Origin of the sequence: Chordicoccus furentiruminis, from assembly GCF_019355395.1 — a bacterium.
GTDB classification, from domain to species: Bacteria; Bacillota; Clostridia; order Lachnospirales; family Lachnospiraceae; genus Chordicoccus; species Chordicoccus furentiruminis.
On the sequence record NZ_CP048829.1, the window covers coordinates 841,963 to 856,320 of the forward strand.

Annotated in this window: 14 protein-coding genes; all 14 read right to left on the reverse strand. The window is 59.6% G+C overall.

Annotation, left to right across the window (positions count from 1 at the left end; genetic code table 11):
* Positions 1–6: 6 nt before the first annotated feature.
* The 14 genes from rpoB to G4C92_RS03970 all read right to left on the reverse strand — a co-directional run bounded on the left by rpoB (position 7) and on the right by G4C92_RS03970 (position 14,341).
* Positions 7–3,909 carry a DNA-directed RNA polymerase subunit beta gene (rpoB, locus tag G4C92_RS03905; protein ID WP_274941291.1) on the reverse strand — a complete coding sequence of 1,301 codons (3,903 nt, stop codon included), beginning with the start codon at positions 3,907–3,909 and terminating at the stop codon, positions 7–9.
* A gap of 244 nt (positions 3,910–4,153) precedes the next feature.
* Positions 4,154–4,534 (reverse strand): 50S ribosomal protein L7/L12, encoded by a 381-nt coding sequence (gene rplL, locus G4C92_RS03910; protein ID WP_274941292.1) that lies wholly within the window; start codon positions 4,532–4,534, stop codon positions 4,154–4,156.
* Between the two features lie 58 nt (positions 4,535–4,592).
* Positions 4,593–5,108 carry a 50S ribosomal protein L10 gene (gene rplJ / locus G4C92_RS03915; RefSeq protein WP_274941293.1) on the reverse strand — a complete coding sequence of 172 codons (516 nt, stop codon included), beginning with the start codon at positions 5,106–5,108 and terminating at the stop codon, positions 4,593–4,595.
* A 262-nt stretch (positions 5,109–5,370) separates the two neighbouring features.
* Positions 5,371–6,063 carry a 50S ribosomal protein L1 gene (gene rplA, locus G4C92_RS03920; protein WP_274941294.1) on the reverse strand — a complete coding sequence of 231 codons (693 nt, stop codon included), beginning with the start codon at positions 6,061–6,063 and terminating at the stop codon, positions 5,371–5,373.
* A gap of 51 nt (positions 6,064–6,114) precedes the next feature.
* Positions 6,115–6,540 (reverse strand): 50S ribosomal protein L11, encoded by a 426-nt coding sequence (rplK, locus tag G4C92_RS03925; protein ID WP_274941295.1) that lies wholly within the window; start codon positions 6,538–6,540, stop codon positions 6,115–6,117.
* Between the two features lie 134 nt (positions 6,541–6,674).
* The gene (gene nusG, locus G4C92_RS03930; RefSeq protein WP_274941296.1) at positions 6,675–7,217 is read right to left on the reverse strand and encodes a transcription termination/antitermination protein NusG; all 543 of its coding nucleotides are present in this window, start codon (positions 7,215–7,217) and stop codon (positions 6,675–6,677) included.
* A 42-nt stretch (positions 7,218–7,259) separates the two neighbouring features.
* Complete coding sequence (secE, locus tag G4C92_RS03935; protein WP_274941297.1) at positions 7,260–7,493, reverse strand: preprotein translocase subunit SecE; 234 nt, start codon at positions 7,491–7,493, stop codon at positions 7,260–7,262.
* Between the two features lie 24 nt (positions 7,494–7,517).
* On the reverse strand, positions 7,518–7,667 hold the full coding sequence (gene rpmG / locus G4C92_RS03940; RefSeq protein WP_274941298.1) for a 50S ribosomal protein L33: 150 nt from the start codon (positions 7,665–7,667) through the stop codon (positions 7,518–7,520).
* A gap of 318 nt (positions 7,668–7,985) precedes the next feature.
* A complete protein-coding gene (locus tag G4C92_RS03945; protein WP_274941299.1) occupies positions 7,986–8,579 on the reverse strand; it encodes an ATP-binding cassette domain-containing protein in 594 nt (197 codons plus the stop codon).
* Positions 8,580–8,714: 135 nt separating this feature from the next.
* Complete coding sequence (locus tag G4C92_RS03950) at positions 8,715–9,470, reverse strand: ABC transporter permease (RefSeq protein ID WP_274941300.1); 756 nt, start codon at positions 9,468–9,470, stop codon at positions 8,715–8,717.
* The gene (locus tag G4C92_RS03955; protein ID WP_274941301.1) at positions 9,467–10,519 is read right to left on the reverse strand and encodes an ABC transporter substrate-binding protein; all 1,053 of its coding nucleotides are present in this window, start codon (positions 10,517–10,519) and stop codon (positions 9,467–9,469) included. Before G4C92_RS03955 ends, G4C92_RS03950 begins: the two co-directional genes overlap by 4 nt.
* A gap of 44 nt (positions 10,520–10,563) precedes the next feature.
* Positions 10,564–11,253, reverse strand: a complete 690-nt coding sequence (locus tag G4C92_RS03960; RefSeq protein WP_274941302.1) for a Crp/Fnr family transcriptional regulator — start codon at positions 11,251–11,253, stop codon at positions 10,564–10,566.
* Between the two features lie 99 nt (positions 11,254–11,352).
* On the reverse strand, positions 11,353–13,227 hold the full coding sequence (gene ftsH / locus G4C92_RS03965) for an ATP-dependent zinc metalloprotease FtsH (protein ID WP_274941303.1): 1,875 nt from the start codon (positions 13,225–13,227) through the stop codon (positions 11,353–11,355).
* A gap of 166 nt (positions 13,228–13,393) precedes the next feature.
* A complete protein-coding gene (locus tag G4C92_RS03970) occupies positions 13,394–14,341 on the reverse strand; it encodes a hypothetical protein (protein ID WP_274941304.1) in 948 nt (315 codons plus the stop codon).
* Between the last annotated feature and the right edge of the window lie 17 nt (positions 14,342–14,358).

The window sequence follows — 14,358 nt, forward strand, 5'->3', positions numbered from 1 at the left end:
GTGAGATCAGAGCTCGTCATCGTCCGATGACAGGCTGTCGCTTCCGTCTTCGTCAACACCGAGGAAATCATCGCTCTCGCTGCTGTAGTCCTGGTCGAGGATCGACTCATCGTCCACGAGCTCCTCCGTCGAATCATCGAAATGCTGCAGCGTCATGCCGTGCTTCTCGTAATCCTCGTCCTCCGCGCGGCGGCGCCGGCTGTCCCCTTCGATGACAGAGCGGAAATCCGTATCGCCGTAATCGATGGACTCCTTGAGCTGAACCTCGTTCCGGTTCTCATCGAGCACCCGGACATCAAGGCCCAGCGACTGAAGCTCCTTGAGAAGAACCTTGAAGGACTCCGGAATACCCGGGGACGGGATGTTCTCGCCCTTGATAATCGCCTCATAGGTCTTCACACGGCCCACCACATCATCCGACTTGACGGTCAGGATTTCCTGCAGCGTGTAGGAAGCGCCGTACGCCTCGAGCGCCCAGACTTCCATCTCGCCGAAACGCTGTCCGCCGAACTGGGCCTTGCCGCCCAGCGGCTGCTGCGTGACCAGGGAGTACGGACCGGTGGAACGGGCGTGAATCTTGTCGTCCACCAGATGGTGCAGCTTCAGGTAATGCATGTGGCCGATCGTAGTCGGAGAGTCGAAGTACTCGCCCGTACGGCCGTCGCGGAGCAGGACCTTGCCGTCGCGCGAAATCGGTACGCCCTTCCAGAGCGCCCGGTGCTCCAGATGGTCTCCCAGATACTGATAGACCTCCGGATTCAGAACATCCTTGTACTTGGCCGAGAAATCCTCCCAGCTTGAGTTGACATAGTCGTTCGCCAGTTCCAGCGTGTCCTGAATATCGATTTCCCGCGCGCCGTCGAAGACCGGGGTCGCCACGTTGAAGCCGAGCGCCATCGCGGCAAGAGACAGGTGAATTTCCAGGACCTGTCCGATATTCATCCGGGACGGAACGCCCAGCGGGTTCAGCACGATGTCGAGCGGACGACCGTTCGGAAGATACGGCATATCCTCGATCGGAAGCACGCGTGAGACGACACCCTTGTTTCCGTGTCGTCCGGCCATCTTGTCACCGACCGAAATCTTACGCTTCTGCGCGATGTAGATCCGCACGCTCTGATGGACGCCGGCCGGCAGCTCGTCGCCGTTCTCTCTCGAGAAGACCTTCGCGTCCACGACGATACCGTACTCGCCGTGAGGCACCTTAAGAGAGGTATCGCGGACCTCGCGCTCCTTCTCGCCGAAGATCGCGCGAAGCAGTCTCTCCTCCGCCGTCAGCTCCGTCTCGCCCTTGGGCGTGACCTTGCCGACCAGAATGTCCCCGGCACGGACCTCCGCGCCGATGCGGATGATACCGCGGTCGTCCAGATCCTTGAGGGCCTCGTCGCCGACGCCCGGGACGTCGCGGGTAATTTCCTCCGGTCCGAGCTTCGTGTCGCGGGACTGCGCCTCATACTCCTCGATGTGGACAGACGTATAGACGTCGTCGCGGACAAGACGCTCGGAGAGCAGAACCGCGTCCTCGTAGTTGTAGCCTTCCCACGTCATAAAGCCGATCAGCGGGTTCTTGCCCAGCGCAAGCTCTCCGCCGCTGGTGGACGGGCCGTCGGCGATGACCTCGCCCTCCTCAACCCGCTCGCCCTTGCTGACGATCGGCTTCTGGTTATAGCAGTTGCTCTGGTTCGAGCGCATGTACTTGGTCAGATGGTATTTGTCCACCGTCCCGTCGTCGAGCGTGACGAGGATGTCCGTGGATGTCACGGAACTCACCGTGCCGGCGTGCTTCGCGAGCACGCAGACGCCGGAGTCGACCGCCGCCTTCTCCTCCATTCCGGTTCCGACCGCCGGCGCCTCGGTCGTCAGAAGCGGCACGGCCTGTCTCTGCATGTTCGATCCCATCAGAGCGCGGTTCGCGTCATCGTTCTGCAGGAACGGAATCAGAGATGTCGCCACGGAGAAGACCATCTTCGGGGAGACATCCATATAATCAAAGACTCTTCTGTCCCACGCCTGCGTCAGCTCTCTGTAGCGGCCGGACACGTTCCTGTGGACGAAATGCCCTTCCGCATCCAGCGGCTCGGATGCCTGCGCGACATGGTAATTGTCCTCCTCGTCTGCTGTCATGTAGCGCACCTCGTTGGTGACGACCGGATTGGCCGGGTCGGATTTGTCGATCCGGCGGAACGGCGCCTCCACGAAGCCGTACTGGTTGATCCGGGCATAACACGCCAGCGAGTTGATCAGACCGATGTTCGGACCTTCAGGCGTCTCGATCGGGCACATACGGCCGTAGTGCGTGTAGTGAATGTCGCGCACCTCGAATCCGGCGCGGTCACGCGACAGACCGCCGGGACCCAGCGCGGACAGACGGCGCTTATGCGTCAGCTCGCCCAGCGGGTTGTTCTGATCCATGAACTGGGACAGCTGCGAGGATCCGAAGAACTCCTTGATGGCCGCCGTCACCGGTTTCACGTTGATCAGGGACTGCGGCGTCACCGTATCGATGTCCTGCGTCTGCATTCTCTCACGGACCACGCGTTCAAGCCGGGAAAGGCCGATGCGGAACTGATTCTGCAGCAGCTCGCCGACCGCGCGAATCCGGCGGTTGCCGAGGTGATCGATGTCGTCGTCGCTGCCGATGCCGTACTCCAGATGAATGTTATAATTGATGGAGGCGAAGATATCCTCCCGCGTGATATGCTTCGGGATCAGCTCATGAGCACGGCGCCTGATCGTCAAGGCCAGCTCATCGTCCGGAAGGTTCTGGTCGAGAATCTCTCTGAGCACGGGGTAGTAAACCAGCTCGTTGATGCCGGCGTTCTTCTTCTCCTCCGGAGACATACTGATCCAGCTGTCGATATCGACCATCATCGACGACAGCACCTTGACCGGATGATCCACGTCATCCACACTGATCCAGACAGCCGGAACCGCGGCGTTCTGGATCTGATCGGCGAGCTCGGGTGTGCAGACTGTCCCCGCCTCCGCGATTACCTCGCCGGTGGTCACATCCAGCACATCCTCCGCAAGTTTGAATCCGCGGATCCGGTTCCGCAGCATCAGCTTCTTGTTGTACTTGTAGCGTCCGACCCGCGCAAGATCATAGCGTCTCGGATCGAAGAACAGATTATGCACCTGCTGCTCGGCTGAATCGATTGCCAGCGGTTCGCCCGGCCGGATCTTCTTGTACAGCTCCAGAAGACCCTCGGTGTAATTGCTCGCCGGGTCCTTCGCGAAGCTGGCCTGGATCTTCGGCTCATCGCCGAAAAGATCAACGATCTCCTGATTCGTTCCGACGCCGAGCGCGCGGATCAGCACCGTGATCGGCACCTTTCTCGTGCGGTCGACGCGGACGTAGAAGGTGTCGTTGGAATCCGTCTCGTATTCCAGCCAGGCGCCGCGGTTCGGAATCACCGTGCAGGCATAGAGCTTCTTTCCCGTTTTATCGTGCGTAATATCGTAATAAATGCCGGGGGAACGAACGAGCTGGGACACGATGACACGCTCCGCTCCATTTATGATGAAGGTGCCGGTGTCCGTCATCAGGGGAAGGGAGCCCATGTATTCCTCATGCTCCTTGATCTCCCCGTTTTCCTTATTGTGAAGGCGAACGGTCACCTTGAGCGGCGCCTCGAAGTTGGCGTCACGCTCCTTGCATTCATCGATCGGGTATTTGACTTCATCCCTGCAGAGCCGGTAGCCCACGAATTCGAGACTCAGCTTGTCGGCGAAATCCTCGATGGGGGAGATGTCATCAAAGATCTCCTTTAACCCATCGTTGACGAACCAGTTATAGGAATCCTTCTGCACCTCGATCAGATTCGGGATCGGGAGCACCTCTTCCTGACGCTGGTACGTCATGCGAATCGACCGGCCGGATTTGATAGGACGAATTCTGTTTTTCTCCATTCGACGTTTCACCCCGTATATTGTGTTGGATTAAGAGTCAGCAGGCACAAATATATTTTTGCGCGCAAAAAGCCACTGCTCGACAGTAGTGCATTCTCAAGATTACCACAGTCCCTGTAATCTGTCAAAAGATATTTTAAATAAATTGTAATATCCGGTTTTCCGCCCCGCCGGAGGGACACACAGCAAAAAGGCAGCCCGGAACGCGTCCGGGCTGCCTTTCCTTCAATATGGTCTGCGCTGATTATTTCAGGGTGACCTTTGCGCCAACCTCTTCCAGCTTCTTCTTCAGATCCTCAGCCGCATCCTTGTCGAGCTGCTCCTTGATCACCTTCGGAGCGGAATCGACGAGGTCCTTGGCTTCCTTCAGGCCGAGGCCGGTCGCTTCACGGACAACCTTAATGACCTTGACCTTGGAGGCGCCGACCTCAGTCAGCTCGACGTCGAACTCGGTCTTCTCTTCCTCAGCCGGAGCTGCGCCCGCAGCGCCCGCAGCCGCCACGACAACGCCCGCGGAAGCGGAAACGCCGAACTCTTCCTCGCAGGCCTTGACCAGATCGTTCAGCTCGGTCACAGTCAGTTCCTTGATCGCTGCGATAAACTCTTCTGTGGTTAACTTAGCCATAGTGGTATTTCCTCCCATTCGTAATTTAATAATCCCGCAAACGCCTGAAGGCATCTGCTTATTCCGCCGCCGGGGCCTCCGCCTCAGGCGCACTGTCTTTCTCGGCGATCTGCTTGATCACACGCGCGAAGTTCGCGATCGGAGCCTGGATGCTTCCAAGGAGTCTGCTGAGCAGGACCTCTCTCGACGGGATGCTTGCCATCTCGTCCAGCTTCGCCGCATCGGCGTACTGGCCTTCGATGACGCCGCCGACCAGTGAGAAGCACTTGATGTTCTTTGCATACTTGGAGAGAATTTTCTCCGCGATGATCGGATCGTCCTTGGATACCGCGATGGCGTTGGGGCCATCCAGATGCTTCGAGAGGGCCTCGAATTCCGTTCCCTCAAACGCACGGCGCATCAGCGTATTCTTGTACACCTTGTACTGGACACCCGCTTCGCGGAGTTCCTTGCGGAGCGCCGTATCCTGCTCGACCGTGAGTCCAAGGTACTGAACGAGCACCGCCGCTTTCGCACCGTCAACCGCGCTTGCGATTTCCTGGACAATCGGCTGTTTCAGTTCTACCTTTGCCATGAACGAACGTTTCCTCCTTCTAAAGATTTCTGAACATGCATCCGCCGGAGCGTGCCGTCCCGGCTGACCGAAAAAACGCCCCGTGCAGCCTGAGCACGGGGTGTCACTGATTTCATCATCCGCTCACACCTGAGATGAGCCTTCACGATCAAAATCAATCCTCGGCTGGCGCTTGCGCTTACGTCCCTCAGGGACACCGGCTGTCTTCGGTTTGATGCCTGTATACTTTATCATTCCCTTCCGGGAATGTCAATCAGAAATGTCACTGAACCTTCAGCGGATTGACGCGGACGCCCGGACCCATGGTGGAAGCAAGCGTGATGCTTCTCAGGTACGCGCCCTTCACCGTGCTCGGACGGGCCTTGACAAGCGCGTCCATCAGCGCTCTGAAGTTCTCGCCCAGCTGCTCTTCCGTGAAGGAAGCCTTGCCGACCGGAACGTGGATGATGTTGCTCTTGTCGAGACGGTACTCGATCTTACCGGCTTTAATTTCCTTCACCGCCTTGGTGACATCCATCGTGACGGTGCCGGCCTTCGGGTTCGGCATCAGGCCCTTCGGTCCGAGGATACGGCCGAGACGGCCGACCACGCCCATCATGTCCGGTGTCGCGACGACAACGTCGAAGTCGAGCCAGCCCTCTTTCTGGATCTTCGGAACGAGATCCATCTCACCGACATAATCAGCGCCGGCGGCCTTCGCCTCCTCCGCCTTCGCTCCCTTCGCGAAAACGAGGACGCGGACCTTCTTGCCGGTTCCGGCCGGAAGAACGACAGCGCCGCGGATCTGCTGGTCCGCGTGGCGTCCGTCGCAGCCTGTGCGGATATGCGCCTCGATCGTCTCGTCGAACTTCGCCGTCGCGGTCTTCTTTACCAGAGCGATCGCGTCAGCCGGATCATACAGCGTGCCGCGCTCGATCTCCTTTGCGGCTTCGATATATTTCTTCCCGTGTTTCATTTATTCAAACCTCCCTGTGGTCGTAGCGGATTTCAGTCCTTCCACCTGTGATCAGTCAACTACCTCAACGCCCATGCTGCGGCACGTGCCTTCGATGATGCTCATCGCGGCCTCGATCGACGCGGCATTCAGATCCGGCATCTTCGTCTCGGCGATTTCCTTCACCTGAGCCTTCGTGATCTTGCCGACCTTCACCTTGTTCGGCTGACCGGATGCCTTCGGCAGATTCAGCGCCTTCTTGATCAGAACGGCCGCCGGCGGAGTCTTCGTGATGAAGGTGAAGCTCCGATCCGCATAAACGGTGATCACGACCGGGATGATCACATCACCCATCTGAGCGGTCTTCGCGTTGAAGGCTTTCGTAAACTGAACGATATTCACGCCATGCTGGCCGAGCGCCGGGCCTACCGGCGGAGCCGGGGTTGCCTTGCCGGCCGGAATCTGCAGTTTGATGTAACCTGTAACCTTCTTTGCCATGATGTTTCCTCCTCATGTGGTTTTGTCGAGTATAAAACCCTTCCACCTGTCCGGTCCCTTTCTACCCGGGATGGCTTGATTTGCCCGGCGGGGACCTTCTGAATCAGCTGCGGCGCAATTGCGGCCGCAGAAACTCACTTTTTCTTAACCTCCGAGAAGCTGATCTCGACCGGAGTGTCGCGGCCGAAAAGCTCCACGTTGATCGTGATGGTCTGCTTCTGGGGGTTGACCGCCTGGACGACGCCTTCGGTTCCTTCCCAGGCGCCTGCGATGACGACGACCATATCGCCCTTCTCGAAATCGACCACGATCTTCGGCTTCTGCTGCGCTGGCGCCTCCGATCCCTCTCCGACTCCGAGTTTCCACATCTCGTCCGGCGCGAGCGGCACCGGCTTGCTTCCCGGTCCGACGAATCCGGTCACGCCTCTGGTGTTCCGGACGACGTACCAGGTATCGTCGTTCATCTCCATATGGACGAGGACATAGCCCGGGAACATCTTCCTCTTGACCATCCGCGTGACGCCGTTCTTCGTCTCCTGAACGTCCTCCAGCGGCACGATGACATCGAGGATCTGCTCCTCAAGATGACGGTTCGCGACAGTCTTGTCGATGTTGGCCTTGACCTTGTTCTCGTATCCGGAATAGGTATGAATCACATACCAGTTCGCTTCTGACATCTGAACCCTCTTATTTCTCTCAAATGCAAATCGTCAATTTCATCAAAGAGCCAGCAGCCAGTCGATCACCCGCAGCGCCGCGCTGTCGACCACGGTGATGATGATGCCCATGATCAGGGAAAGGACGACGACCAGACCGGTCTCGCGGGCCACATCCTGTCTCGTCAGCCAGATAATCTTCCCCCACTCGCGCTTAAGTCCGTCGAAAAAACGGGGTTTCTTCTCCGCGCTCTTCGCGGTCCTGTTCTCACTATCTGCCATCTTAATGACCTGCACTTTCCAGCAGCACGGAACGGCCGCTTACTTCGTTTCCTTGTGTAAGGTATGCTTGCGGCAGAACCTGCAGTATTTCTTCGTTTCCATTCTTTCAGGATGTTCTTTCTTATCCTTCATGGTCGTGTAGTTACGCTGTTTGCATTCTGTGCAAGCTAATGTGATCCTTGTACGCACGGTTTTTCACCTCCAATGATATCCGTTAGCCGGTTGACGCAGGGCTCTGTCTTTCTGTATCCGCCCGCTGCGGAACCTTCCCGCACGGTTTTTGCGCAAAAAAAAAGAACCTTCTGCTCGTAGCGTAAAAAGCTTAGCACAGGTGTCCGTTTCCTGTCAATACGGTTCTTCACGGGAATGCAGCCGGCAGCCTCCGCCGGGCCGTGATGTGCTTGCGCGGAAGGCAGCCGGCGCTGCCGGACGGACGGCGGCACGGTCACGCGCGCCCCCTGGCGGCGCACCTGTCCTGCGGAGCAGATGAGAGCTGCGGCGATCCGCCTACGCGCGGAAGGCGGCCGGCACTCCCGGCCAGACGGCGATCCGGCCGCCGATCAGCTCCGCCTCCTCCGGATCGTGGGTCACGAACAGCAGCGGACGGCCGTCCCTGTGGCGCCGGATATATGCAGCCGTCCTGCGCCGGGCCGCCGCGTCGAGGCCCTTCAGAATCTCGTCCATCAGGAGAAGACCCGAAGGCGCCAGCATCGTGCGCGCCAGTGTCACGCGCCGCCGCATGCCCCCGCTCAGCTCCCGCGCCGGCATGTCCGTGCAGTCCCCGAGCCCCAGCTCGTCCAGATGCGAAAGAATCTCCGTACGGGGAACGCTCCGCCCCGTCACGAGCATGATGTTGTGCACGGCGGAAAACGGCTCCGCCAGCCGGTCCTCCTGAAAGGCCATCGAAACACGGACCGGAAGGCCTGAAATCGTGCCTCCGTCCGCCTTTTCGAGTCCCGCGAGGATGCGCAGCAGCGTCGTCTTTCCGCAGCCGGACGGGCCCATAAGGCAGAGCGGCGGATCGTCCGGAACGGTCAGATCAAGACCGTCGATCACCCTCCGTCCCTGATAGGATTTGCTCAGATTCCGAATCGTGACCATGTCCGTCCTTTCCTGTGATGACTGAAGACGAGGTGTCCATTCTCCATCCCCTCCGGCTGCAGTGCGTTCCGCCTCGTTCGGCAGTATGAGTCATCCTGCGCTCCGTTCCCCGCCGGCAGCGCTGCGCCTTGCCGCTCATCCGTCCTCCAGCGCGCGGCCGGCCGCGTCGAGCAGCCGGAGCATCAGCTTCTCAAGCAGCACGCTGATCAGTACGATCAGAATCGTCCACACGCAGAGATCCGACGTCTCCAGGTATATTTTCGACTCGTACAGCTTTCCTCCGACGGAGCCGGACACAACCGCGATCACCTCGGCTGCCGCGCCCGCCTTCCAGGCGGTACCGGTTCCGACGCGCACGGCCGCCGCCAGATACGGCCGCAGCTGCGTCAGATAGACATAGCGCATCCGGCGGATCCACGGAACGCGGTAGAGCGCCATCATCTCTTCCATCGCCGGATCCGTGCTGCGCACGCCCTCCAGCACATTGCTGTACACGACAGGAAACACCATCAGAAACGAAATGAAGATGTTCAGCTGCCTTCCGTCAAGCCAGATCAGGGCCAGAATAATGAAGGAGGCGACCGGCACCGTCTTGATCAGCGTGACATAAGGCCAGAGAAGGATCTCCGCCGGACGAAAACGGGCGGCCAGCAGCCCGAGTGCCGTTCCGGCCGTCAGAGCGAGCAGAAAGCCTCCGGTGATGTGGCCGGCGCTGAAAGCCAGCACCTTCCAGAAGCCGGCGTCACGCCAGATCGTGAGAAACCGTCTCCCCACCTCAGCCGGCGAAGCCAGAAGAATCGGGTCGGATACGGCCGCCGCGGCAGCCTGCCACACAAGCAGTGCTGCCGCGGCGGAAATCAGCCTGAGTGTTCGTCCTGACAGTCTTTTCATTCCGTTCCGTCTGAACCGGCGTCGTAGTAGAAATCGCCGCCCGGAAGCGAGCCGCCCACGGATCTGGGGTTCTGGTCATACAGCGTCTTCAGATATCCGCTGAGTGCGGCTTTCATTTCTGTCCCGGTAATGCAGACGATATGGCAGTCCGGAATCGCCTTCTCCGCCACAGCCGCCTTGATAATGCCGTACTTTTCGATCAGCTTCGCAGCCTCGGCCGGATGCTCATTGACATACGAAGCGGAATCCGCGTATGCGTCCAGGAAACGGCTGACCGCGTCCGGATGCTCATCGGCAAACGCCTTTCTCACGAGCAGTCCCGCCGTCACGAACCGGCTTCCGTTATTCAGATCGTCCCAGCTCTTCGTCAGATCCAGCGCGACATGGAGATCCGGCAGCTTTGCCTTCGCCGCCGTCACATACGGCTGCGGCAGCATCGCCACCGTGCTCCCGCCTGCCGCGGCCATCGCGGAGACCGTCTCCGTCGGCTCATCCTTCCACTCCATTGTGACGTCCTGATCCGGATCCAGTCCGTTCTGCGTCAGCAGATACCGGAGCGCGTATTCCGGCGTCGAACCCTTGCCGGTCGCCAGAATCGTCCTTCCCCTGAGGTCGCTCCAGCTGGTGATATCCTGCGCCCCGTTTTCCACGATATAAAGAACGCCGAGCGTACTGACCGCCAGCATCTCCACCGCGCCCTGCGTTTTGCTGTAGAGCACCGATCCGAGATTCACCGGCACGGCCGCGATATCCAGATCGCCCTTGACCAGCTTCGGCGTGATCTCATCCGCGGAACCTGCCAGCGTAAACGAGTACGAATCGGCCGTCTTCCCGCTGTCCGCTTCCTCCAGCAGTCTGACCATCCCCATCGAGGTCGCGCCCTTCAGTCCCGCCAGACGGATCTCGGTTTCTTCGCCCTGCACCGCCTCCGCCGCAGAGGTTGCGGCGGAAACAGCATCCGCCTGCGAAGAAGCCGCAGCAGGCAGCGCCCCGATCGTCAGAACCGTCATCACGGCCGCCAGCATCACGGCCATCCATCGTTTTTTCATCAGAAATCCCTCCCTGTACTGTTTCTTTTCTTCAGTATAATCCGTCAGGATGGCTTTGTCGGTTGCATTTGCAACGTAAACTCGTTCTTCCTGTACAGGACAAGCCCCTCCCTGCGCATCCTGGACAGTTCGCGCGAGAGCGCGCTCCGGTCCGTCCCCAGATAGGCCGCCATCGTCGCCCGGTCCATCGGGATCGTGAAGCTCGGTCCCCCGTACTCCTCGCGGCACTCTGCGAAAAAGGTCAGCAGCTTTTCACGAAGCGTATGCTTTGAGAGAACCTGAATCCGTCGGTTCATCCGGAGCGTGCGTCCGGCCATCATCTCGGCAAGCCGGCAGACCAGCATCGAGCGCAGATCCTCCTGCGGGCCGCGGCCCGGCTCGTGGAGAAAGCCGGCGGACAGCCAGAGTACATCCGTCTCCTTCTCCGCGTAGATGTTGATTGGAGGATCCGGCCTTCGGAGGGCACAGATCGCCTCACCGAACGTTTCGCCGCTCCTGACGCTGGCCATCAGCACGTCCCGGCCGTCCAGATCGTTCATCGTCACCTGTACGCTTCCCCCGAGAACAAGGCCGAAAAAGGAGAGCGGCTCTCCGCTTACGTGGAGAACCGCCCTCCCTTCATAGTGCCGGATCCGCCCTCTCATGATGAGAAGCGCTTCACGGAGCCGGCTTTCGCCGAGGTCATGAAACAGCACCGTCTGTCCCAGAATCCGGTTGATTTCTTTCTGCTCCATCCCTGCGCTCCCGTCCCGGTCTGACCGTCCGCGGTGTCGGGAGAGGGTTTTTCCCGCTTCTCTCCCGGCCTGTTCATGCGGATTCCGGCCGTCGTTCCGTCAGGCTTCCGTTTTCCCGTCCTCTGACCGTGCCGTCACCGACGGTACCGGCGCCTGAAGAATCTCCATAAACTCCTCGCCGGTGATCGTCTCGTGCTCGTAGAGGTACTTGGCGAGCTGATGAAGTTTGATCTCGTTATCCTTCAGAATCTTCAGCGCCTTGTCATGCTGCTCCCGGACCACCGCAACGACACGGTCATCGATGGACTTCGCCGTATCCGGCGCACAGCTCAGCGACATATCGCCTCCGAGGTACTGATTGGTCTGGGTGGACATCGCGACCATGCCGAAGTCGTCGTCCATACCGTACTGGGTAATCATCGCGCGGGCCAGCTTCGTCGCCTGCTCGATGTCGTTGGAAGCGCCTGTGGTGATCGAGTGGAAGATCAGCTCCTCCGCGCAGCGCCCGCCGGTAAAGGTGCAGATCTTGTTCAGCAGCTCATCCTTCGACATCAGGTAGCGGTCGCCCTCGTCCACCTGCAGCGTATAGCCCAGCGCGCCGGAAGTACGCGGAATGATCGTGATCTTCTGTACCGGCGCGGAATCCGTCTGCTTCGCGGCGACGAGCGCGTGGCCGATCTCGTGATAGGCGACGATCAGCTTCTCCTTGTCGGAAAGGACGCGGCTCTTCTTCTGGTATCCCGCGATGACGACCTCGATGCTCTCCTGAAGATCCTCCTGCGTGACCACATGACGGCCCATCCGGACCGCCCGGAGCGCGGCCTCGTTGACGATGTTCGCCAGCTCGGCGCCGGAGGCGCCGGCCGCCGTCTTCGCGATCGGCTCGAAATCGACGTTGTCCGCCAGCTTCACTTTCTTTCCGTGAACCTTGAGAATATCGATGCGCCCCTGAAGATCCGGCAGCTCGACCGGAATCCGGCGGTCAAAGCGGCCCGGACGGAGCAGGGCCGGATCCAGAACCTCGGGCCGGTTTGTCGCACCAAGAATGATGACGCCCTTCGATCCGTCAAAGCCGTCCATCTCGGTCAGCAGCTGGTTCAGCGTCTGCTCGCGCTCGTCGTTGGTGGACAGCGCGCCGGCGTCTCTCTTCTTGCCGATCGTATCGATCTCATCGATGAACACGATGCAGGGTGCGTTCTTTGCCGCCTGCTCGAAGAGGTCTCTCACCTTCGACGCGCCCATGCCGACGAACATCTCGACGAACTCGGATCCCGCGATGGAGAAAAACGGCACGTTCGCCTCGCCGGCTACCGCCTTTGCGAGCAGCGTCTTGCCCGTACCGGGAGGGCCGACCAGCAGCGCGCCCTTGGGGCACTGGGCGCCGATGTCGGCGTAAGCCTTCGGGTCATGCAGATACTTGACGAGCTCCTGCAGAAGAGCCTTTGCCTCTTCCTCGCCGGCCACATCCTTGAACTTAATGCTCGTCGTGGAGGGCACATACACCTTGGCGTTGCTCTTGCCGAAGGAAAGCATCGGATTGCCGCCGCCGAATCCTTCGCCCATTCTGGAGACCAGCCTTCTCGAGATGAACACGCCGATCCCGTAGAAGATCACGAGCGGCAGCACCCAGCCGAGCAGGAAGCTCTCAATCGGATTATCCGCCGACGTCACCTTGGTGAACTTCGCGCCCGAAGCCTTCAGCTCCTTCACCAGATCCGGGTCGTCGACCTTGGCTGTCTTGTAATAGTTCGGCGGATTGTTCTTGTCAGCGAAGAGAATCACGTCGTCCTGAATCTCGGCGGCCGCGATCTTCTTCTCATCGACCATGTCGAGGAACGCGCTGTAGTCCACCTCCGTGTACCGCTGCGCGCGGACGGCCGGGAACAGGAAAAGATTGATCAGGAGCATCGCCAGAACCACAATCAGGATATACACATAAATCGGTTTGCGGTCCGGCTTTTTCGCGTTGGACATCCCTGTTATACCTCCAATAGAATAATATTGGAATAAGCTTAAAAAGAACCGGCCCGGATGTCAAGCATCCGGACCCTGTTTACAAAAAATTAATGCCATGGCGTGCTTAAAGACTTTCGCCGCCTCTGTGCTCAGTGCCCGGTCCGAACGTCTCTGCGCCGGTTCTTCAGCCGACCACATCGCCTCCGTCGGCCTCCGAAAGGCCGTCCTCCCCATCCGCCGTACCGTCCTCATCCACGGCGTCTCCGCCGTCATCCTCGTCCTCATCATCCGCATCGGGGCGAAGGATAACGGCTGAGGAGGTCCCGTCGGATCCGCCGTCTGTCTCTGAATCGCTTACCGTCCCGCTGTCGGAAGCCGCTGCCGGCGTGCTGTCGGAGGGACCCGCAGGAGAAGGCGTCTGTGTAGGAGCCGGCGTGCTGAGCTGGGACCGGAGAATCTGAATCTCCGACTCCTTCGTATCCATGAGATCGGCGCTGTCCGTCTCCGGGGTGCCGTCTCCCCGCACATAGGTGAGATAGGTCACACCGTACTCGGAGTCGTAATGAATCGTCGCCTCTTCCGTCCGGCCGAACGGAAAATCATGAAGAACGCCGCTGTCCCCGCTGAACGAAAGAAGCATCCGGTAGACGGGTGTCTGGCCGGTCTTCTCCCCGAAGCGTAGCGCATCCGCCGCGTCGTAGTAGAAGACCGCCGTCTCTCCCGCCTTCAGCGGATCCGTTTCGCTCACATAATCCGCATCCGGATAGGACGTCATATCATCCGTCCGCACATGGATCCCCACAATATCCCGGCCCGTGGCATTGACAAGCCGGATCTTCCGAACCGTATCCGCCGTCGATTTCGTTCCGATCACCCGGAGATTCGCATCCGGATCGGAGTCTGAAGCGGAGCCGGCCGATGACGAGTCCTCAAGAGCCGGACCTGATGTGATGTCGACTGCCGGAATTTCCGCCAGCTTCCCCGCTCTTGATACAGAAGGCGTCGGAGCCGCCGTTACCTCCGTCTGCGTCTGCGTTGCGGTCATCCGGCTGACCGAACAGCCGGAAGCCGTCACGGTAAGAGCCGCCGCCGCGCCAAGCACACTGCATATCGTAGCGATTCGTCCTGCCATAAATCCTGTTGTTTCCT

Bases quoted from the DNA above. Each gene is read 5' to 3' on its own strand.
- rpoB (WP_274941291.1), bottom strand. From the start codon at position 3,909: ATGGAGAAAAACAGAATTCGTCCTATCAAATCCGGCCGGTCGATTCGC.
- rplL (WP_274941292.1), bottom strand. From the start codon at position 4,534: ATGGCTAAGTTAACCACAGAAGAGTTTATCGCAGCGATCAAGGAACTG.
- rplJ (WP_274941293.1), bottom strand. From the start codon at position 5,108: ATGGCAAAGGTAGAACTGAAACAGCCGATTGTCCAGGAAATCGCAAGC.
- rplA (WP_274941294.1), bottom strand. From the start codon at position 6,063: ATGAAACACGGGAAGAAATATATCGAAGCCGCAAAGGAGATCGAGCGC.
- rplK (WP_274941295.1), bottom strand. From the start codon at position 6,540: ATGGCAAAGAAGGTTACAGGTTACATCAAACTGCAGATTCCGGCCGGC.
- nusG (WP_274941296.1), bottom strand. From the start codon at position 7,217: ATGTCAGAAGCGAACTGGTATGTGATTCATACCTATTCCGGATACGAG.
- G4C92_RS03945 (WP_274941299.1), bottom strand. From the start codon at position 8,579: ATGGTCACGATTCGGAATCTGAGCAAATCCTATCAGGGACGGAGGGTG.
- G4C92_RS03950 (WP_274941300.1), bottom strand. From the start codon at position 9,470: ATGAAAAGACTGTCAGGACGAACACTCAGGCTGATTTCCGCCGCGGCA.
- G4C92_RS03955 (WP_274941301.1), bottom strand. From the start codon at position 10,519: ATGAAAAAACGATGGATGGCCGTGATGCTGGCGGCCGTGATGACGGTT.
- G4C92_RS03960 (WP_274941302.1), bottom strand. From the start codon at position 11,253: ATGGAGCAGAAAGAAATCAACCGGATTCTGGGACAGACGGTGCTGTTT.
- ftsH (WP_274941303.1), bottom strand. From the start codon at position 13,227: ATGTCCAACGCGAAAAAGCCGGACCGCAAACCGATTTATGTGTATATC.
- G4C92_RS03970 (WP_274941304.1), bottom strand. From the start codon at position 14,341: ATGGCAGGACGAATCGCTACGATATGCAGTGTGCTTGGCGCGGCGGCG.